The 19,296-nt window shown below is 71.7% G+C and carries 19 protein-coding genes; 12 read left to right on the top strand and 7 right to left on the bottom strand.

All coding sequences use genetic code 11. From position 1 onward, the window contains the following. Positions 1 to 44 precede the first annotated feature (44 nt). From JL475_RS24710 to JL475_RS24695, 4 genes are all read right to left on the bottom strand, one after another. Positions 45 to 968 carry an amidohydrolase family protein gene (locus JL475_RS24710; RefSeq protein ID WP_202280125.1) on the bottom strand — a complete coding sequence of 308 codons (924 nt, stop codon included), beginning with the start codon at positions 966 to 968 and terminating at the stop codon, positions 45 to 47. A 19-nt stretch (positions 969 to 987) separates the two neighbouring features. Beyond that, the gene (gene ligK / locus JL475_RS24705; protein ID WP_202280124.1) at positions 988 to 1,671 is read right to left on the bottom strand and encodes a 4-carboxy-4-hydroxy-2-oxoadipate aldolase/oxaloacetate decarboxylase; all 684 of its coding nucleotides are present in this window, start codon (positions 1,669 to 1,671) and stop codon (positions 988 to 990) included. A 71-nt stretch (positions 1,672 to 1,742) separates the two neighbouring features. Next, positions 1,743 to 2,768, bottom strand: coding sequence for an amidohydrolase family protein (locus JL475_RS24700; RefSeq protein ID WP_202280123.1), 1,026 nt, complete (start codon positions 2,766 to 2,768; stop codon positions 1,743 to 1,745). Continuing rightward, positions 2,765 to 3,952, bottom strand: a complete 1,188-nt coding sequence (locus JL475_RS24695) for a 4-oxalomesaconate tautomerase (protein ID WP_202280122.1) — start codon at positions 3,950 to 3,952, stop codon at positions 2,765 to 2,767. The genes JL475_RS24700 and JL475_RS24695 overlap by 4 nt, the downstream gene beginning before the upstream one ends. Before the next feature lie 170 nt (positions 3,953 to 4,122). On the opposite strand from JL475_RS24695, the gene JL475_RS24690 reads away from it, so the two are divergent. The 9 genes from JL475_RS24690 to JL475_RS24650 all read left to right on the top strand — a co-directional run bounded on the left by JL475_RS24690 (position 4,123) and on the right by JL475_RS24650 (position 11,597). Further along, a complete protein-coding gene (locus JL475_RS24690) occupies positions 4,123 to 4,803 on the top strand; it encodes a GntR family transcriptional regulator (RefSeq protein WP_202280121.1) in 681 nt (226 codons plus the stop codon). Positions 4,804 to 4,939: 136 nt separating this feature from the next. Next, complete coding sequence (locus JL475_RS24685; RefSeq protein WP_202280120.1) at positions 4,940 to 5,686, top strand: DUF1684 domain-containing protein; 747 nt, start codon at positions 4,940 to 4,942, stop codon at positions 5,684 to 5,686. A gap of 53 nt (positions 5,687 to 5,739) precedes the next feature. Beyond that, the gene (locus JL475_RS24680; protein ID WP_202280119.1) at positions 5,740 to 7,260 is read left to right on the top strand and encodes an ABC transporter substrate-binding protein; all 1,521 of its coding nucleotides are present in this window, start codon (positions 5,740 to 5,742) and stop codon (positions 7,258 to 7,260) included. Then, entirely contained in the window at positions 7,260 to 8,225 is a 966-nt protein-coding gene (locus JL475_RS24675) for an ABC transporter permease (RefSeq protein ID WP_202280118.1), read from the top strand. The genes JL475_RS24680 and JL475_RS24675 overlap by 1 nt, the downstream gene beginning before the upstream one ends. Next, on the top strand, positions 8,222 to 9,067 hold the full coding sequence (locus tag JL475_RS24670) for an ABC transporter permease (protein WP_202280117.1): 846 nt from the start codon (positions 8,222 to 8,224) through the stop codon (positions 9,065 to 9,067). Before JL475_RS24675 ends, JL475_RS24670 begins: the two co-directional genes overlap by 4 nt. Beyond that, a complete protein-coding gene (locus JL475_RS24665) occupies positions 9,064 to 9,864 on the top strand; it encodes an ABC transporter ATP-binding protein (RefSeq protein ID WP_202280116.1) in 801 nt (266 codons plus the stop codon). Before JL475_RS24670 ends, JL475_RS24665 begins: the two co-directional genes overlap by 4 nt. Beyond that, the gene (locus JL475_RS24660; RefSeq protein ID WP_202280115.1) at positions 9,861 to 10,646 is read left to right on the top strand and encodes an ABC transporter ATP-binding protein; all 786 of its coding nucleotides are present in this window, start codon (positions 9,861 to 9,863) and stop codon (positions 10,644 to 10,646) included. Before JL475_RS24665 ends, JL475_RS24660 begins: the two co-directional genes overlap by 4 nt. 112 nt (positions 10,647 to 10,758) lie before the next feature. Next, a complete protein-coding gene (locus JL475_RS24655) occupies positions 10,759 to 11,073 on the top strand; it encodes a hypothetical protein (RefSeq protein ID WP_202280114.1) in 315 nt (104 codons plus the stop codon). A gap of 116 nt (positions 11,074 to 11,189) precedes the next feature. Beyond that, on the top strand, positions 11,190 to 11,597 hold the full coding sequence (locus tag JL475_RS24650; RefSeq protein WP_237408157.1) for an ASCH domain-containing protein: 408 nt from the start codon (positions 11,190 to 11,192) through the stop codon (positions 11,595 to 11,597). Positions 11,598 to 11,715: 118 nt separating this feature from the next. Here JL475_RS24650 and JL475_RS24645 read toward each other — a convergent pair whose 3' ends face one another. From JL475_RS24645 to JL475_RS24635, 3 genes are all read right to left on the bottom strand, one after another. Then, on the bottom strand, positions 11,716 to 12,300 hold the full coding sequence (locus JL475_RS24645) for a TerD family protein (protein ID WP_202280112.1): 585 nt from the start codon (positions 12,298 to 12,300) through the stop codon (positions 11,716 to 11,718). A gap of 255 nt (positions 12,301 to 12,555) precedes the next feature. Beyond that, positions 12,556 to 13,449 (bottom strand): polysaccharide deacetylase, encoded by an 894-nt coding sequence (locus JL475_RS24640; RefSeq protein WP_202280111.1) that lies wholly within the window; start codon positions 13,447 to 13,449, stop codon positions 12,556 to 12,558. Between the two features lie 64 nt (positions 13,450 to 13,513). Beyond that, complete coding sequence (locus JL475_RS24635) at positions 13,514 to 14,509, bottom strand: asparaginase (protein ID WP_202280110.1); 996 nt, start codon at positions 14,507 to 14,509, stop codon at positions 13,514 to 13,516. 284 nt (positions 14,510 to 14,793) lie between these two features. Between JL475_RS24635 and JL475_RS24630 the strand changes: the two genes are divergently transcribed. From JL475_RS24630 to JL475_RS24620, 3 genes are all read left to right on the top strand, one after another. After that, complete coding sequence (locus JL475_RS24630) at positions 14,794 to 14,964, top strand: thiazolylpeptide-type bacteriocin (RefSeq protein WP_031128743.1); 171 nt, start codon at positions 14,794 to 14,796, stop codon at positions 14,962 to 14,964. A 528-nt stretch (positions 14,965 to 15,492) separates the two neighbouring features. Beyond that, positions 15,493 to 17,406, top strand: a complete 1,914-nt coding sequence (locus tag JL475_RS24625) for an AfsR/SARP family transcriptional regulator (RefSeq protein ID WP_202280109.1) — start codon at positions 15,493 to 15,495, stop codon at positions 17,404 to 17,406. Between the two features lie 168 nt (positions 17,407 to 17,574). Further along, positions 17,575 to 19,296 (top strand): TOMM precursor leader peptide-binding protein (locus tag JL475_RS24620; RefSeq protein ID WP_202280108.1); only part of this gene is annotated, 1,722 nt, incomplete at its 3' end.

Below are 19,296 nucleotides of genomic sequence, written 5' to 3'. Positions count from 1 at the left end.
CAGGAATGGGGACGCGGCACCCTTGCGGGGCCGGTGGTTTGCGGTCAGCCGGCCTCTTCGGGCCAGTACAGACGCCGGGGGTTGTCGACCAGCAGGGCCTGCTGCCGGGCAGGGGTCGTGGCGACGTGCGGGATGTGGTCGACGAGCAGGCCGTCGTCGGGCATGTGGTTCTTGAGGTTGGGGTGGGGCCAGTCGGTGCCCCACAGGACCCGGTCGGTGAACTCGTCGACGACCTTGCGGGCGAACGGCACGACGTCCCGGTAGGCGTGGCGTTCGCCGTCCAGGGCAGGCGGTCCCGTGACGGTCAGGCGCTCGGGGCAGGAGACCTTGACCCAGACGTCGTTGGTCTCGACGAAGCGCAGGAAGCGGGCGAACTCGGGCCCGTCCGGGCTCCGGGTGACGTCGGGGCGGCCCATGTGGTCGATGACGAGCGGGACCGGCAGGGAGGCGAAGAACGTCTCCAGGTCGACCAGGTCCGGGGCCTCGAAGTAGAGGACGACGTGCCATCCCAGCGGCGCGATCCTGCGGGCGATGGTCGCCAGCGCCTCGGTGGGCGCGGCGTCCACGAGGCGCCGGACGAAGTTGAAGCGCACCCCTCGCACTCCGGCCTCGTGCAGGCGCCGCAGTTCGTCGTCCCCGACGTCGGGGCGTACGGTCGCCACCCCGCGGGCCCGGTCGCCCGCGGTGTGCAGGGCGTCCACCAGGGCGCTGTTGTCGGCACCGTGGCAGGTGGCCTGCACGATGACGTTGCGCGCGATGCCGAGGTGGTCCCGGAGGGCGAACAGGTCGTGTTTGGAGGCGTCGACGGGCGTGTACTTGCGTTCGGCCGCGAAGGGGAACTCGGCGGCGGGGCCGAACACGTGGCAGTGGGCGTCCACGGTCCCCGCCGGCAGGGCGAAGGCGGGCTCGGCGGGGCCGCGGTACCAGTCGAGCCAGCCGGGGGTGACGGCGAAGGCCTGGTCGGTCATCAGAGTGCTCCTCGTGCCGTCAGTCGACGTAGGTCAGGCCGAGTTCGGCCAGGGGTCCGCGCATGGCGTACATGTCGAGGCCGAGCTCCCCGGCCTTGAACCGTTCTCGCTTGCCCTCCTCGGCGGCTTCGCGCCGGGCGGCCGCCTCGGCCACCGCGGCGGCCCGGGCGGCGGGGACCACGACGACACCGTCGGCGTCGGCGACGATCACGTCACCCGGCTCGACCAGCGCGTTGGCGACGACGACGGGGACGTTGACGGAACCGAGCGTGGCCTTGACGGTGCCCTTGGCGTTGATCGCGCGGGAGAAGACGGGGAAGTCCATCTGCCGCAGCTCGTCGACGTCGCGGCAGCCGCCATCGATGACCAGGCCCTCGGCCCCGCGGGCACGGAGGGATGTGGCGAGCAGCTCGCCGAAGAAGCCGTCCTCGCTCTCGGTGGTGCAGCCGGCGACGACGACGTCGCCCTCTCGCACCTGCTCGGCGGCCACATGCAGCATCCAGTTGTCGCCGGGTTGCAGCAGCACGGTGACGGCGGTGCCGCAGAGCTTCGCGCCCTCGTAGACGGGCCGGATGTACGGCCGCATCAGGCCGAGCCGGCCCATGGCCTCGTGGACCGTGGCGACCCCGAACCGTGACAGGGCCTCGACCGCCGCGCGGTCGGCGCGCTCTACGGTGCGGTGGACGACTCCGAGTTCGTGCATGGTGTGGTTGGCTCCTTGCGCTGTCGTGGGTGATCGAGGGGCCCGGCCGTGTGGGGCGGGGCCCGGAGGGCTCAGCGGCCCTGGGCGGTCAGGCGGGCGTCCAGACGGGGGAAGACGCGCCGGGCGTTCCGTTCCTCGATCGCGGTCAGTTGTTCGTCGGACAGGCCCGCGTTCTCCACGTAGCGGCGGGTGTCGTCGAAGTGGTGGCCGGTGTGCGGGTCGATGCCGCGCACGGCCCCGATCATCTCGGAGGCGAAGAGGATGTTGGCGTGCGGGACCACGTCCAGCAGCAGGTCGATGCCGGGCTGGTGGTAGACACAGGTGTCGAAGAAGACGTTGCGCAGCAGCTCTTCCACCGCCTCCGGCTTGCCCAGTGCCTGTGCCAGGCCCCGGAAGCGTCCCCAGTGGTACGGCACGGCGCCGCCCCCGTGCGGGACGATCAGACGCAGCTCGGGGAAATCGGCGAACAGGTCCCCGGTCAGCAGCTGCATGAACGCGGTGGTGTCGGCGTTGAGGTAGTGCGCCCCGGTGGTGTGGAAGGCCGGATTGCAGCTGGTGGAGACGTGCACCATGGCCGGCACGTCCAGTTCGGAGAGCTTCTCCCACACCGGGTACCAGGACCGGTCGGTCAGCGGCGGTGCGGTCCAGTGACCGCCGGAGGGGTCCGGGTTGATGTTGACGGTGACGGCGCCCAACTCCAGCACGGCGCGTTCGAGTTCGGGGATGACGGTGGCCGGATCGGTTCCCGGTGACTGCGGCAGCATCGCGCCGGGGGCGAATCGCCCGGGGTACAGCTCGGAGACGCGGTGGCACAGGTCGTTGCAGATGCGGGCCCAGGCGGAGGAGGTGGCGAAGTCGCCTATGTGGTGGGCCATGAACGAGGCGCGGGGGGAGAAGACGGTGACGTCGATGCCGCGCTCGTCCATCAGACGCAGCTGGTTGGTCTCGATGGACTCGCGGATCTGGTCGTCGCTGATGACGGGCCCGGCGGGGTCGGGTGCCTGTGCCGGGTCGGTGAGCGCGGCGGTCTGGGCCTCACGCCACTCCCCCAGCGGGGCCGGCGCCGTCGTGTAGTGGCCGTGGACGTCGATGATCACGCGGTGTTCTCCTGAGTGGCGGGGACGGGGTCCCAGACGGAACGGGGTACGAACAGGTCGCCGGCCATGATGGGCCGGGCGGTGCGCAGCAGCGCGGAGCGGGTGACCCGCTGGGGGTCGTCCGGGTCGAGGCCGAGGGTGACGCTGAACTCTCCGGACGGGTGCTCGACGGAGACGGTGGGCTCCGTGCCGGACACCGCGGCGGCGACGTCGCGGGCGACGCTGCCCTCGAGTACGCAGGCGGTGGCGGCCGTGACGGCGGCCAGCACGCCGATGGACTGGTGGCACACCCGTGGGATGAGGCTGCGCGTGGAGAGGGTGCCCCCGTGCCGCGGCGGCGCCACCAGCGTCATCTTCGGGTAGTTCTTCTCCGTGACGTCGCCCAGGCCCATGGCTTCGCCGCAGACCAGGCGCAGGGCCTCGACCCGGGCCTTGAGCCGGTCGTCGGCGTCGATCTGTGCGGGTGTCTCGTAGCCGGTGGCGCCCAGGCGCCCGGCTTCCACGATCACCAGGGGCTGGCCGTTGTCGATCAGGGTTACGTCGACGGCGCCGGTCCCGGGGACCTCGACGGTGTCGCGCGTACGCCCGGTGGGGAGCAGGGAGCCGGCGACGGAGCCGGCCGTGTCCAGGAAGCCGATCTCGACGGGGGCGGCGGTGCCGGGGACCCCGTCGATGCGGGCCTGCCCCTGGTAGTCGACGTACCGCTTCCCGTCGGGGCCCTCCGGGGTGGCGACGGTGATCTCGGCGACCATGCCGGTGTTGCCGGTGCGTACGCGGGCGGTGGTGCGGTCGGCGTCGGGGACCACCATGCCGCTCTCGACGGCGAACGGGAGCACGGCGGCCAGCATGTTGCCGCAGTTGGAGGAGGTGTCGGCGGTGTCCCCGCCAGGCTGCACCTGGACGAAGGTCCACTCCACGTCGACGCCGGGTTCCGTTCCCGGCCGCACGACGCCGATCTTGCTGGTCAGCGGGTGCCCGCCGCCGACGCCGTCGATCTGGCGCGGGTCGGGCGATCCCATCGCGGCCAGCAGCACGGCGTCCCGGAGCCCGGTGTCCTCGGGCAGCAGTCGCGCGTCGAAGAACGGCCCACGTGACGTACCGCCTCGCATGAACAGGCACGGAATCGCGGTCTGGGAGCCGTGACGGCGCGCCACGCGGGTCCGGGCGACTGCTTCGGCAGGCATCGGCCACTCCTTCGTGAACGGGGGGGTACGCAGAGGAAGCTAGATCATCAACCAGATTGTTGACAAGATGTTTGAAGAAATCACAAAAGAAGTTCTCGGGGGAACGGCCAAAGCCGCCGCGGCTCTAGGCTTCACCTGCACAGACCTGCCGACGAAAGAGGTCGAACGAGTTGACCGACAAGCTGACGGGCGCAGCCGGACGCCAGTACGTGACCGACGCCATCAGGGATTCCTTGCGCGCCGGGGACCTGGTGCCCGGGCAGCGGCTTGTGGAGAACGACCTCGCCGAGTCCTACGGGACGACCCGCAGCGCCGTCCGTGAGGCCCTGCAGGACCTCGCCGCCGAGGAGATCGTCGAGATCGTCCCCCGCCGCGGCGCCCGCATCCGGGCGGTCTCCGTCGACGAGGCCATCCAGATCACCGAGTGCCGCTCCGCGCTGGAGCAGCTGTGCGCCAAGAAGGCGGCCACGCGGGCGACCGAGGCGCAGCGTGCGGAGCTGCGCCGCATCGGCACGGAGATGCGGCAGGCCGTCGCGGACGGAGCGGTGCACACCTACTCCGCCCTCAACCAGCGCCTGCACGAGCTGGTGGTCGAGGCCAGCGGCCAGGAGGTGGCCAGGCGCCAACTCGAACGGCTCAACGGGCCGATGGTGCGTTTCCAGTTCCGGCTGGCCCTGCGCCCCGGCCGTCCCGCCCAGTCCCTGCGGCAGCACCTGGACATCATCGACGGCATCGTCAGCGGTGATGCCACGGCGGCGGCACGAGCCGCCGCCGCACACCTGGACGACGTGATCGAACAGCTCCGGTCGTCGGCCGCCGCACCGTCCGCGCCGGCACCGCCCCGGGCCTGAACCGCCGTCGAGCAGCCCGCACGCTCCTGGCCGGAATTTGACATTAGGTCGACTTATGGATCATATAGTCCATGCTTTGGGCATCTATTCACGCGGCGTGATGCGCGCGGTGTGACCGCCCCCGACCTCGACGTGAATGAGCCAGACCGTGTCCCACCCCGCCGTCCCCGTCCCGCCCGCCGCCGACTCCGCGGCGGAGTGGGACACCTGGCGTGCCGAGCGCCGTCGCGCGCTCACCTCCCCGACGGGAAACCTCGCCCTCGTCGAGACCCGCTGGCTGCCGGCCGGTGAGCGTCCCGACGTCGAGGCGGCCCGGGCGGGGCAACCGGACACGGTGACCGTCACCGCACTGGAGCGCACCGACCGCGTCACCGGCGCGCCCGAGTACGGGCTCCGGTTCTGGGACTCCGCGGCGCCGGCCCTCCGCCACTTCGAGGGCACCGACGCCTTCCCCCACGACCCGGCCTGGGTCCTGGAGGCCTCCTACACACCGGTGCCGGGTGCCCGGCGTGTCCCCTTCGAGCACATCCGCGACAACGGCGGCACCCGTGACCTGGTGGTCCCGGGGGACATCGAACTCACGCTGGACGGACACACCTACACACTCAGCGCCTTCGACGACGACGGCACCCTGCTGCTGGTCTTCGGCGACCCCACCAACGGCGCCACCACCTACGGGGCGGGGCGTTTCCTGTTCGTGCGGCGGACGGCGGACGACGACCGCCGGGTCGTGCTCGACTTCAACCGCGCCTTCGTCCCGCCCTGCGGCTTCTCCGACCAGTACAACTGTCCGATGCCGCCGCGGCAGAACCGCTTCCACCTGCCCGTCGAGGCCGGCGAGAAGCTCCCCGTCTTCCGCGACGGCTTCCCGGCGCAGCGCTGATCGCCTCCGCCGTCTTTCCTCCCCCTCCTCGCAGCACGAAGGCACACCCTGTCATGAGCATCAAGAAGTCCTCCCTGTACGGCACCGCCATCGCGGTCACGCTCGCCCTGACCCTCTCCGCGTGCGGCGGCGGTTCGGGGAGCGGCGGCGCGGCGGGCGGCACGTACGACAAGGACGCCACCGTCAACATCGGCTCCCTCTACGAGCCGCAGAACCTGGACAACACCGCGGGCGGCGGCCAGGGCGTCACCGAGGCCCTCAACGGCAACGTCTACGAGGGGCTGTTCAAGCTCGCCGACGACGGCGAGGTCGAGCCGCTGCTCGCCGAGGACCACGAGGTCAGCGAGGACGGCCTCACCTACACCTTCACCCTCCAGGACGGCGTGACGTTCCACAGCGGCAAGCAGCTCAGCAGCCAGGACGTCAAGTACAGCCTGGAGCGGGTGCTCGCCGAGGACTCGCAGTCCGCCCGCAAGAGCAACCTCGAGGTGATCGAGGACATCGCCACCCCCGACGCCCGGACGGTGAAGGTCACCCTGTCGAAGCGGTCGATCTCCTTCGTCTACAACCTCTCCTACGTCTGGATCATCAACTCCGAGGCGAAGGACCTGAAGACGAGCGAGGACGGCACGGGGCCGTACCGGCTGAAGAAGTGGACGCGCGGATCGGCCCTGAGCCTGGACCGGTTCGCCGAGTACTGGGGTGAGGCGGCGGCCAACAAGCAGGTCGTCTTCCACTACTACAAGGACGCGACCGCGCTGAACAACGCGCTGTTGACGAACGCCGTCGACATCGTCACGAGCGAGCAGTCGCCCGACGCCCTCGACCAGTTCACGTCGAACCCGAACTACAAGGTCAACGACGGCAACTCCACCACCAAGCTGCTGCTCGCCTTCAACGACAAGGCCGAGCCCTTCACCGACGCCAAGGTGCGACAGGCCGTCTCCGCCGCGATCGACGACAAGAAGCTGCTGGAATCCGTCTGGGGCGGCTACGGCAAGCTCATCGGCTCGATGGTGCCGCCCACCGACCCGTGGTACGAGGACCTGACCGACGTCGACACCCACGACCCCGCGCGGGCCAAGAAGCTGCTGAAGGAGGCCGGTCACGCGGACGGCTTCAGCTTCACCCTCGACACCCCCAACTACGACCCGCACCCGACCGCCGCGACGTTCATCAAGTCGGAGCTGGCCAAGGTCGGCATCACCGTCAAGATCAACACGATCACGTCGGACGAGTGGTACACGAAGGTCTACCAGAACCGCGACTTCACGGCCACGCTCCAGGAGCACGTCAACGACCGCGACCTGGTCTGGTACGGCAACCCCGACTTCTACTGGGGCTACGACGACAAGCAGGTCACCCGCTGGGTCGAGGAGGCCGAGGCGGCCGCCACCGAGGCGGAGCAGACCGAGCTGCTGAAGAAGGTCAACCGCAAGACCGCCGAGGACGCGGCCAGCGACTGGCTCTACCTCTACCCGCAGATCGTCGTGGCGAACACCAAGCTGTCCGGCTACCCGCTCAACGGTCTCAACTCGCAGTTCTTCGCCTACGACATCAAGAAGAAGAGCTGATGACGCGGTACCTCCTGCGCCGCTTCGGCTTCCTGCTGGTGTCGCTGGCGCTCGCGAGCGTGGTGCTGTTCGCGCTGCTGCGTCTGCTGCCCGGCGACCCCGCCAACGCGCTCACCACGGTGGGCGCGACCCCCGAGCAGATCGCGGCGGCCCGGCAGTCCATCGGGTCCGACAAGCCGCTGCCCGAGCAGTTCACGCACTGGCTCGGGCAGCTGGCGAGCGGGGATCTGGGAACCTCGTTCGTCAGCACGCTGCCGGTCGGGCCCGAGGTGACCGCCCGGCTCGACGTGACGGTCCCGCTGACGCTGGCCGCGTTCGTCCTCGCGGTCCTGATCGCGCTGCCGGCCGGGTTCACGGCCGCGTACAAGCGGCACACCTGGTACGGCGGCCTGCTCAGCGGTGTCTCGCAACTGGGCATCGCCGTACCGGTGTTCTGGCTCGGCATGATCCTCATCGCCGTGTTCGCGCTGAACGCGGGCTGGCTGCCGGCCGGCGGGTTCCCGCCGGACGGCTGGTCGCTGCCCGGCGAGGCGATCCGGTCGCTGGTGCTGCCCGTGGTGACCATCGCGCTGGTGATGAGCGCGTCGCTGATCCGGTACGTCCGCTCGGCGACCCTGGACGTCCTGGGCAGCGACTACCTGCGCACGGCACGGGCGCTGGGCTCCTCGTTCGGCCAGGCCATGTGGCGGCACGGGCTGCGCAACGCCTCCGTGCCGGTGGTCTCCGTCCTCGGTATCGAGCTGGCGTCCACACTGCTCGGCGCGGTGGTCGTGGAGTCGGTGTTCGCCCTGCCGGGCCTCGGCTCCCTGCTCGTCACCGGCATCGCCCAGCACGACTATCCGGTCGTCCAGGGCGTGCTGTTCGTCTCCACCCTGGCCGTCCTGCTCATCGGCTTCGCCGCCGACCTCGTCCAGCGGATCATCGACCCGAGGCTGCGCGGCAGCCTCGCGGGAGGTGCCCGATGACCGGGGCCGCCGTCGGACGACGCCGTCCGGTGCGCTCGTACACCCTGCTCACCGGGTGCGTGCTCGCGGGCCTGATCGCGCTGCTCGCGCTCGTCTCGCTGGTGTGGACCCCGTACGACGCCGACGACACCTCCGGCGGCCGGCTCACCGCTCCCGGGGACGGCCACCTGCTGGGCACCGACAAACTCGGACGCGACCTGTTCACCCAGGTGATGATCGGATCGCGGATCGCCGTCGAGGCCGGGCTGGGTTCGGTCCTGATCGCGGCGACCCTCGGAGTCCTGCTGGGGCTGCTCGCGGCCTTCGCCCAGGGCTGGCTGGACGACACCCTCTCCGCGTTCCTCGACATCCTGATCGCCTTCCCGACCCTGCTGCTGGCGATGCTCATCGTCGCCGCGCGCTCGGCGACGCTCGGTTCGGCCGTGCTGGCGATCGGACTCGCGCAGAGCGCGGTCGTGGCCCGGCTGACCCGCATCCTGGTCAAACGGGTCCTGAACCAGGACTACATCACCGCGGCCCGTATCTCCGGCACGTCCTGGCCGCGTACCGTGGCCCGGCACGTCCTGCCCAACATCTGGCCGACCCTCGCGGTCAACCTGGCCCTCCAGTTCGGGCTCGCCGTGCTGGCCGAGGCGGGCCTGTCCTACCTGGGCCTGGGCGCACCGCCGCCCAACGCGTCGTGGGGCCGCATGCTCCAGGAGGCGCAGGCCACCTTCACCACCGCACCGACCGGCGCGCTCGCTCCCGGCGTTCTGCTCGTCCTGCTGGTCGTGGGCGTGAACCTCGTCGCGGACGGCCTGCGCGACACCCTCGACCCGACGACCCGGCGAAGGCGCGCATGACCCTCCTCGACATCCGCGGCCTCACCCTGCGCACCGCGGACGGAACCACACTCGTCGACGACCTGTCGCTGTCCGTCGCACGCGGCGAACGGCTCGGCCTCATCGGCGAGTCGGGCTCCGGCAAGTCGCTGACCGCGCTGGCGGTCCTCGGCCTCCTGCCGGAGGGCATCACCGCCACCGGCAGCGTCGAGCTCGCCGGAACCCAGATCGTCGGCGCGCGTGAGGAGCACCTCACGCGGGTGCGGGGGCGGGACGCCGCCGTCGTCTTCCAGGAGCCGCTCACCGCCCTGGACCCGCTGATGCGGGCGGGCAGGCAGGTCGCCGAACCCCTGCGCAGGCGGCGGGGGCTGAGGGGCGCCGCCCTGAAGAAGGCCGTCGTCGACGCCCTGGAACAGGTGCGGCTGCCCGAACCCGACCGTATCGCCCGGTCCTTCCCGCACGAGATGTCCGGCGGCCAGCGCCAGCGGGTCGCGCTCGCCATGGCACTGGCCTGCGACCCGAAGCTGCTCATCGCCGACGAGCCGACCACCGCACTCGACGTGTCCGTGCAGGCCGAGATGCTCGACCTGATCGACGCACTCGTCCGGGAACGCGGCATGGCCGTCGTCTTCGTCAGCCACGACCTCGCCGTCGTCGCCAGGATCACCGACCGTGCCCTGGTCATGCGCAGGGGCCGCGCCGTCGAGGAGGGCACCCTCCTCGACCTCGTCCGCTCACCGAACCACCCCTACACCAAGGCGCTGGTGGGCAGTGCCCGGCGGCTGGAGTCCGCCCTGAACCTGGGAGACCCCCGATGACACCGCCACCGCCGCCACCGCCGCCGGTCCTGGAGCTGAAGGACGTCTCGCTGCACCACCGGGGAAGCGCCACGCCCGCCGTGCGGGACGTCTCCCTCGCCGTCGAGGCCGGCCGCAGCCTCGCGCTCGTCGGCGAGTCCGGCGCGGGCAAGACGACCCTGCTGCGGCTGCTCCTGGGCCTGGCCCGGCCGACCCGGGGCACGGTCGGCTTCGACGGCGCCGGGCTGGACGTGCGTGACCGCCGGCAGATGCGGCACTTCCGGCGCAGCGTGCAGTGCGTCTTCCAGGACCCGTACTCGTCGCTCGACCCCCGCAGCCGCGTCGGCGGCATCGTCGCCGAGCCGTTGCGCTCCCTGGGCCTCGACTCGAAGGCCACGGCGGTCCCCAAGGTGGCCGAGGCGCTGGAGCGGGTGGGGCTTCCGGCGGACGCGGCCGAGCGCTACCCGCACGAGTTCTCCGGCGGCCAGCGCCAGCGCATCGCGATCGCCCGGGCGACGGTGTGCCGTCCGCGGGTGCTGCTGGCCGACGAGCCCGTCAGCGCGCTGGACGTCACGACACGCGTCGCCGTGGTCGATCTGCTCGCCGAACTGCAGCGGGAACAGGGGCTGACCGTGGTCATGGTCTCCCACGACCTGTCGGTGGTGGCGTCCCTGTGCGAACGCACCGCCGTCCTGGAACGCGGACGGGTCGTCGAGCAGGGAGACACGGCGCAGGTGCTGGGCTCCCCCGCGCACCCGTACACCCGCCGGCTCCTCGAGAGCGTGCCGCGGCTTCCCGTGTGAGGCGCCGGGAACCGCCCGGCGCTGCGGGGCGGTTCGCCACGGCCGGCGTGACGGAAGACGCCCTGCTGGACGCGCTGTTCGACGTCACCCCCCGTTCCGGCCTCGGTGCCCGGTGGAGACCCGGCACCGAGGCACCGCGCTGCGCGACCGGCACGAGCGCAAGCTCGAACTGCTGGAGGCGGCGAAGCAGGAACGACCGGCCGTCGAAGCGGCGCGCAGGCCCCCGGAACCGGTGTGCGGGTGCACCCACCACCTCGCCAAGCACGACGAACAGGGGCGATGCCACGAACGCGTCGAGGTGCCGACGGCCTGGGACGAGAACAAGAAACCGTTGCGTCACGAGGCCGGGGAGTGCGACTGCCGGCAGTACGTCGGGCCCCAGCCGCTGTCCCCGGTCTACGCGGAGGAGCTGACGGACCGGGCGTGAGGTGGTCGCCCCCGGGCTCCGGGCCATAATGATCGCCCCGGAGCGGACCGCGACCGACGCGGGTGATCAAGTGAGGCGATGCGGCAGTGTGGCCACGTGTCAGCGGTATGCGCGCGATGGAACTCGGTACCCCCGATGACCTGCGGACCGAACTGAACTCCCTTGTCCTGAGCGGACGGAAGACCGCCACGACCGGTCTGCTGGCCGAGTACGTCGAGGAGACCGAGGGTCTGGAGTTCGTCGGTGAGCGGTTGGCCCTTCTGGACAACGACGGCCGTGCCGTCGCCACCATCGAGATCACCGGGGTGGAGCTGACCTCCTTCAGCGAGGTCAGCTGGGAACACGCCGCCGCCGAGGGCGAGGGGGACGCCTCCTTGGAGGAGTGGCGCGCCGGGCACCGCCGTTTCTGGGAGCGCGAGGGCACGCCGGTTCAGGACGACACGCCCGTCGTGTGCCTGGCCTTCCGTGTCGTCCCCGCCGCCGACCCGTCCACATCCGCATACGCGAACTCCCCGCACCGATAAGCCCCCTCGGGGGGCTCCTCGACGTCCCCTCACCGAGCACGTCCGGCACCGACGTGCGTCGCGGCCCGGGTGACCTGCCGGGCCGTGGGTGACGACGAGGCCGCCCCCCGGGAACGGGCTACTTGCTGACGGCGAAGCGCATCAGGGCGTGCTCGTCGCCCTGCTTGATCTTGCCCGTCTCGTTGATCACTTCGAGCTTCCACGTGCCGCCGACCCGGATCGCCTTGGCGACGGCACAGCCGTTGTCCTGGGTGAGCATGCTCGGCCAGATGTCGGCGACCTGCTGGGAGCTGCCTCCGGTGGCGTCGTAGACCTTGAAGCTGATGTTGCGTGCCTTCTGGAAGGAGCTGCCCTTCTTGTACGCGGCGGCGACGAACACGATCGACGTGATGTGGGGCGGTATCCGGGCGAATTCGACCGTGACGGTCTCGTCGTCGCCGTCCCCGTGCCCGGTCTGGTTGTCCCCGCTGTGCACCAGCGATCCGTTGCCCATGGGGTCCAGCGAGTCCAGGCCGGCCAGCCGCACCGGGTCCCCGCCGTGCATGGCGATGGCGATCAGGTCGAGGTCGGTGCCGGTCTTGTGGCGCAGCTTGCCCAACAACCCGCCGCTGCTGCCCGCGGTGGGGTCCCAGGAGACCCCGATGGACAGATGGGTCACTCCGTCCAGGTCCGCCGGGCCGTCTTCCTTCGTGAGCGTGATCATGCCTGGGTCATCCTTTGTGAAGAGGGATTACAACCACAGAGTGTGCCTGGTGCCCCGGCGGTTCCCGGTGAGGGGTCCCCTACAGGCAGATATGACCTCTCTTGACCGCTCTCCGGCGTCCGGCCCACTGCTGTCGGGAGGGCTCCCGGATCCGTGCGGCATCGCCGCCCGCCACAGCGTGTCCAGGTCGGCCACGCGCACGGCGGTCATATCGGGATTCCTCCGTGGACACTCCGCCCTTCAGGGAGGAGAGCGTCAACCGCTGTCCCTCTTCTGGCGCGGGTTGCGGGCGGCGAAGTCGTCCGCGATCTGGTCGAAGGTCACCCAGCGGACGCCTTCGTGGGAGTTGATGTGGTCGATCAGCCGCTCCAGCATCAGCAGCACCTGGGGGCGGCCGGCCACGTCGGGGTGGATGGTCATGGTGAAGGCCGCGTAGTCCATCTCCCGGTGCACCCAGTCGAACTGATCGCGCCACATCTGCTCGAGGTCGCGGGGGTTGACGAAGCCGTGGCTGTTCGGGCTGGCCTTGACGAACATCATCGGAGGCAGGTCGTCGAGGTACCAGTTGGCCGGGATCTCGATGAGGTCGGTCTCCCGGCCGCGCACCAGCGGCTTCATCCAGGTCTCGGCGGGCGCGCTGTAGTCGATCTTCGTCCAGGTGTCGCCGACCCGCACGTAGTACGGCTCGAAGTCGCGGTGCATCAGGGAGTGGTCGTACTTGATGCCCCGCTCGAGCAGCAGCTCGTTGGTGACCGGGCTGAACTCCCACCAGGGCGCCACATAGCCGGTCGGACGGCGGTCGGAGCGGGTCTCGATCAGCTCGATGCAGCGGTCCAGGACCGCGGCCTCCTGCTCCCGGCTCATGGCGATCGGGTTCTCGTGGCTGTAGCCGTGCACACCGATCTCGTGGCCTGCGGCGACACAGGCGTCGAACTCCTCCGGGAAGGTCTCGACGGAGTGGCCGGGCCAGAAGAACGTCTGGGTCAGGCCGCGGCGCCGGAACAGCTCCAGCAGGCGCGGCACGCCGACCTCGCCCGCGAACAGACCGCGGGAGATGTCGTCGGGCGAGTCCTCGCCTCCGTAGGAGCCGAGCCAACCGCCGACGGCGTCGACGTCCGCTCCGAAGCCGACAAGGATTTCCTTGGTCATCGACATCTCCTTTGATGACATTCTGGGGATGGGGCGGGTGGTGGGTGGTGCGGGGCGCTCAGGCTCAGGAGCCGGGCGGCGGGTCCTCTCCGGCGAGCCAGGCGCGGACCAGGACTTCGGGTGAACGGCCGGGTACGGCGCTCGCGGCGGCCAGCAGCAGCCGGGCCTGCCAGGGGCTGAGGTCGTCGGCGAACACGGCGCCGGCCCGCTGGAGTTCGGTGCCGCCGCCCGCGTAGAGGGGTGCGACGGGACCGGAGTGCACCCGTGAGCAGATCAGCACCGGGTGACCCGAGGCCACCGCCTCGGCGACCGCCTCGACCATTTCCGGCCCGGCGTTGCCCGCGCCGACCGCCGCCACCACGACCCCCGCGGCGCCGGCGTCCAGGCTGGCCCGGACGAACAGTCCGTCCGCTCCGGGATAGACCGGCACCACGTCCACCCGGGGCAGGTCGGGGAGGTCGAGGTCGAGGGGAAGCCGCGGGCGGGGCCTCGGCTGTGACAGTGGTACCACGCGCCCGTCCACGACGCGGAGCGCCGGTCCGCGTCCGGGCGCGGTGAAGGCGTGCGCCGACATGGTGTCGCTCTTGCGCACCCCGCGGGCGGGGAAGGCGAAGCCGTCGAAGACCAGCAGCGGGCCCTGCCCCCGGGCCGCGTCGTCGGCGGCCACGGCCAGGGCGTCACCCAGGTTGGCCGGGCCGTCCGCGGCGCGGTCGTCGAAGGGGCGCTGGGCACCGGTCAGCACGATCGGCCGCGGGTCGTCGAACGCCAGGTCCAGCAGGAAGGCGGTCTCCTCCATGGTGTCGGTGCCGTGCGTCATCACCACCCCGTCAACCCCGGCGTGCAGCGCGTCGCGCACCTCACGGGCAAGCGCCAGAAGGTCCGCGGTGCCGAAGGCGTAGCTGCCCCGGGTGACCACGTCCCGCGTCCTCACCTCCGCGCCGGCCGGCAGCGGACCGACCGACGCGACCAGCTCCCTCGCGAGCACGGTCGCCCGGCGGCCCTCCGCCCCGGACCGGCTCGCGATGGTGCCGCCGGTGGCCACGACCTGGATTCGACGCATGAGCCCTCTCTTCGCGATCGACTGCCGTGAGGCTACGCAAACGATTGCCCCCATAAAGGGATCGACGCGGCCGTCTCGACCCTCGCGTCGCACCCCAGGAGCAGGGCCTGCACGGAGGGTGGGGACCGTCCATGTCGTCCGTCGGCGGAGCGTGTCAGCGGGATGCCAGCGGGATGCCAGCGGGAGACATGCCGAACGGTGAGCGGAGGCCGCTGGAATGGTTCCGTACCCACACGGCGGAGGCAGCCGGCCACGGCGGTCCCCCTGACCGATCAGGAGTCACCATGAACAAGGACCTGAGCACCCTCGCGGACGAGATCCTCGAGCTCGAGGCCGAGACCTTCGAGATCTCCGACTACTCGGACGCCAGCGAGGTCGTGCTGGCCGGCTGCACCAGCACCAGCTCCACCTCGACCTCCAGCTCCACCTGCAGCACCACCTCCTGCTCCGCCTGACGCACGTCCGGTGCAGCAGACGCCCGGTCGGCGTCCCTCCCCTCAAGGGGCGGGCTCCGACCGGGCTTTCGCCATGCCCGTCCGTCCGTGCGTCCGGACGTCCGTGCGGCCAGGTCGGTGCCGGCCGCCGCAAACCTCGTGTGGGTACCCCCCCCCACAACCACATGCCTGCTTTGCCGGAGGCGTCCGTTCCGCGCCGGCACCGACAGCATCGTTTACCAGCAACAAGGCTGTATTTAGCGACATTTGACTGCCCCTCAGCTTCAGCAGTCCACCTTGGGAGCTCTTCACAACCTCCTCTTGACCGTCGGTCTACGCCAGTAGACACTCACCACTGCCACAAGGCCGATTGATGCCGTGCACACCGACTTCGCATGTGCTCGTACCCGCCCTCGTCAGAGTGCGGGGAGAGGTCCTGTACCAGCCACCCTCCCGACCACGGGTGGTCACGGTGACAGGACACCGCTTCTCGAAGCGGACCATGACAAGCCGGTTCGGCAGATCTTCGAAGGTCAACGGGGGAATATCGTGCGTTTTCAGCTGCTCGGCCCACTCAGCATCACCGACGGTTGCGATGTGGCCGTCCTCCCACCGGCCAAACCCACGTCACTGCTGGCGGCGCTGCTGATCCGCCCCGGTGAGGTGGTCCCGACGCAGCGTCTCCGGCAGGCCGTCTGGGGCGACGAGCAGCCGGCGACGGCGAAGGCGGCCCTGCAGAGTTGCGTCCTGCGGTTGCGCCGCCTCTTCGCGAAGTACGACATAGAGGAACAGTCGGTGGTCGCGGTCGCCGGGGGCTACCGCCTCCCGGCCGACGGCGGCACCCTGGACCTGCTGCACTTCCGCGGCCTGGTGGCCGACGCGGCCGGGGCGGGGGAGTCCGAACTCCCCTTGCTGCGCACGGCACTCGACCTGTGGCAAGGGCCCCTTCTCGCCAATGTCCCCTCCGAGCTGCTGCACCGCGACGAGGTGCCCCGGCTGGTCGAGGAGCGCCTGCGCGTCCTGGAACGCGTCTGCGAGATCCAGCTGGCCCGGGGACAGGCCCGCGAGGTCCTGGTGGACCTCTGGGAGGCCACCCGCACCCACCCCCAGCACGAGGGGCTCGCCGCCCAGTTGATGCGGGCGCTGTACCGGGCGGGACGGCAGATCGAGGCGCTGGCCGAGTACCGAAGGATCAGGACGCACCTCCGGGAGGAACTCGGCGTCGATCCCGGCGCGGAACTGCAGGGCCTGGAACTGGCCATCCTGCGGGGCGACGAACCCCGTGGCCCGGCCCTGGAGGCCGCACCGCTCACCCTCACCCCGCGCGCGGCGCCCGCGGTGGCCGACGCCGTGCCCGGCGCCCCTGCGCCCCGGGGGGAGAGAGTCCCCTCCGGCGGGCCCGCCTTCCCCGGCGACGGCCGCCCGCCCTCAGGGCCGGCGCATCCGCCGGGGCCCAGGCTGCCCCATGTCCCCGGCTTCACCGGCCGCACCCGTGAGACCGCCGACCTGGTGAGCCACCTGAGCGGCGAGGGCCGAAGGGACGGGCGGACGAACGCCGGCCCGGCGATCGCGGTGATCTCCGGAGGACCGGGAATGGGCAAGACCGCGCTGGCCCTGCACACCGCGCAGCTGGTGGCGGACCGGTACCCCGCGGGCGGCGTACTGCTGCCGCTGACCGGGCCCGACGGCACGCCGCGGTCCGCCGACGAGGCGGCCGCCGAACTGCGCTCCGCACTCCCCTCCGGCGCTTCTCCCGGATCGTGCCTGGTGATACTCGACGATGTCGTGCACCCCGACCAGGTCCGCGGGCTGCTCGACATGCCGGGCTGCGGCGCCTTCGTCGTCACCAGCCGTATGCGACTGGCCGCCCTGGTCGCCACGCACGGCCCTGCGGTGCTGCAACTGGGCGCCCTGCCGCCGCAGGAGTCCCACGCGCTCCTCGTCGCCGTCCTCGGTCATGAGCGGGTGACGGCCGAGGCCCCGGCCGCACACGCCCTCACGGAGACGTGCGGGCATGTCCCGCTGGCCCTGCGGATCGTCGCGGCCCGGCTGCTGACCCGGCCGAAGCTGCGCCTGGCGGACCACGCCGCATGGCTGCGGCGGGACCTGCCCGCCCGGCTGGCGCTGCCCGACGACGCCCGGATGTCCGTGCCCCTGACCCTCGACGGTGCCCTGGACCGGCTGCCCGCCCCGGTGGCCGACGCGCACCTGCGCCTGGCGCGACTGGACGGGCAGATCACCGCACCGGCCGCGGCCCGTGCCCTCTCCGTCCCCGAGACACACGCCGAGGAGCTGCTCGAGCGGCTCCTGGACACCGGGCTCCTCGACGAGGAACAACCCGGGACGCTCCGCATGAACGCCCTGTTCCGCGCCCACGCGCTGCACGGGGCCGCCCGGACCGGCGACATCCCGCAGGCCGTCATCGCCACGGCCCGGCGCGCCCTTCCGTCCGGGGCCACCTGACGGACCGGGGCTGCGGCCCGGAACGCGGCCCGGCCCGGTGGGCCGGACACCCGAACATCCTCCCTTTCCCGCTTTTCCCGCCTTTTCTGTCTTTCTCTCCTTTTCTGTCTTTCCTCGACTTTTCAGAACCGAGTGGCCGTCAGGCCCGACCCGGAGGTGCGACTCCGTATGTCCACGACCCCGTACGAGGAGACCTCGGACACCCGTCCCAGGGTGCGCCGCGACGTGCTGTTCACCGAGACGCCCACCGGCGTGATCTTCCACAACGCCGACGGTGGTTTCCAGCTCAGCTCCCCGTCCGCCTACCGGTTCGCCACCCTCCTCGTCCCGCACCTGGACGGGAGCCGGACCGTGGCGGAGATCTGCACGGGCTTCAAGGACCAGCAGAAGGCCATGGTGGGCGGCCTGGTCAAGGCGCTCTACGCCCGCGGGTTCGCCCGGCCGGTGCCGGCTCCCGGCGAACCGGGAACGGACGCACCCGTGCAGCCGGCGGTCGCCGCGCGCTTCGCGCCGCAGATCGCTTACCTCGACCACTACGCCGACGACGCCGACAGCAGGTTCGCCGCGTTCCGCGGCACCCGCATCGCCGTGCTCGGCGACGGTCCGGTCGCCCGCTGGTGCGCGCTCTCCCTGATCCGCAACGGCTGCGCCTCCGTCGCCGTGGAGGCCGCACTGGCCGAAGGCCCCGCCACTGCCGCCGAGTTCGGCGAGCTGCGGGCCGAGGCGGCGGAGTTCACCACGCAGGGCAGTCCGGCCGAGGTGACGGTACTGCCCGACGCCGGGGCCGGTTCGGCGGGCGACTGGAAGGCGTACGAGGGGTACGACGTGGTGGTCGCCGCCTGCGGCCGCGACGCGTTCCGGACCTCGATCGCCCTGCTCGGCCACGGCGTTCCGGACGGCCGCTTCCTGCTCCCCGCCTGGACCTTCGGCGACCGGGCGGTGGTCGGACCGGTCAGCGGCCCGGGCTCCGACGGATGCCTGGCCTGCGCGGCGCTGCGCCTCGGCGCGACAGGGGACGCGGCGGTCGCGGCCGGTCTCTGGAGCGGTCTGGCCCTGGGGGGTTCCCCCGGCCCCGGGCCGCGCGGCCCGCTCGCCGCGATGCTCGGCAACCTGCTCGGCTACGAGGTGTTCCGGCTGGTCACCAAGGCGCTGCCGGCCGAGACCCGGGGCCAGGTGCTGCTCCAGGACATGGCCTCGTTCGACGTCCTGGCGGAGCGGCTGCTGCCCCATCCGCAGTGCCCGTTCTGCCGGGCCCGGCCCGGCGCTCCCGAGCCCGTCGACCTGACCGCGGCCCCCGAACGGCCCGCCTTCGAGCCGGTCGTCGCCGCCGCTCCGGACGACGACGCGACCGAGGGGCCGCTCGTCGAGCTCGACCGCCGTTCGCTCGCGCTCCGTCCGTCCGTCGGGGTCTTCACCCGGTACGCGGACGAGCCGGTCACCCAGACCCCGCTGAAGGTCGGCGCCGTGGAGGTCGGTCTGGGCGCCGCCGGGACCCGGACCGTCGTCGCGTTCGACGTCCAGCACACCGCGGGCGCCCGCCTGCGGGCCCTCAACACCGCCGCCGAGGTCTACGCCGAGCACGTGGTGCCCGGCTCCCCCGCCCCGGACGACGCCTCCGGCGCCGACGCGCTGCCGAAGGTGGACCCGGACGCGCTGACCACGGCCACCGGCGCCGGGGGTGACCCGGTCGCCTCCTGGGCCCCGGCCACGTCGCTGCTGACCAAGGAACAGGCGCTGGTGCCGGCCGGCGCGGTGCGGCCCTTCGGTCCGGACAACCAGGACCGCCGGTTCGAGCCGTCCCGCGCCGGGGCCGGCGCGAGCGACGGCCTGCCGGAGGCCGCGGCGGCCGGCCTGCTGTCCGCGCTCGCCCACGACGCGCTGCGGCGAGCC

Source organism: Streptomyces sp. M2CJ-2, assembly GCF_016757295.1.
GTDB lineage: Bacteria > Actinomycetota > Actinomycetes > Streptomycetales > Streptomycetaceae > Streptomyces.
The sequence above is the reverse complement of the archived record's forward strand: the minus strand, read 5'-3'. Positions and strand labels throughout refer to the sequence as shown.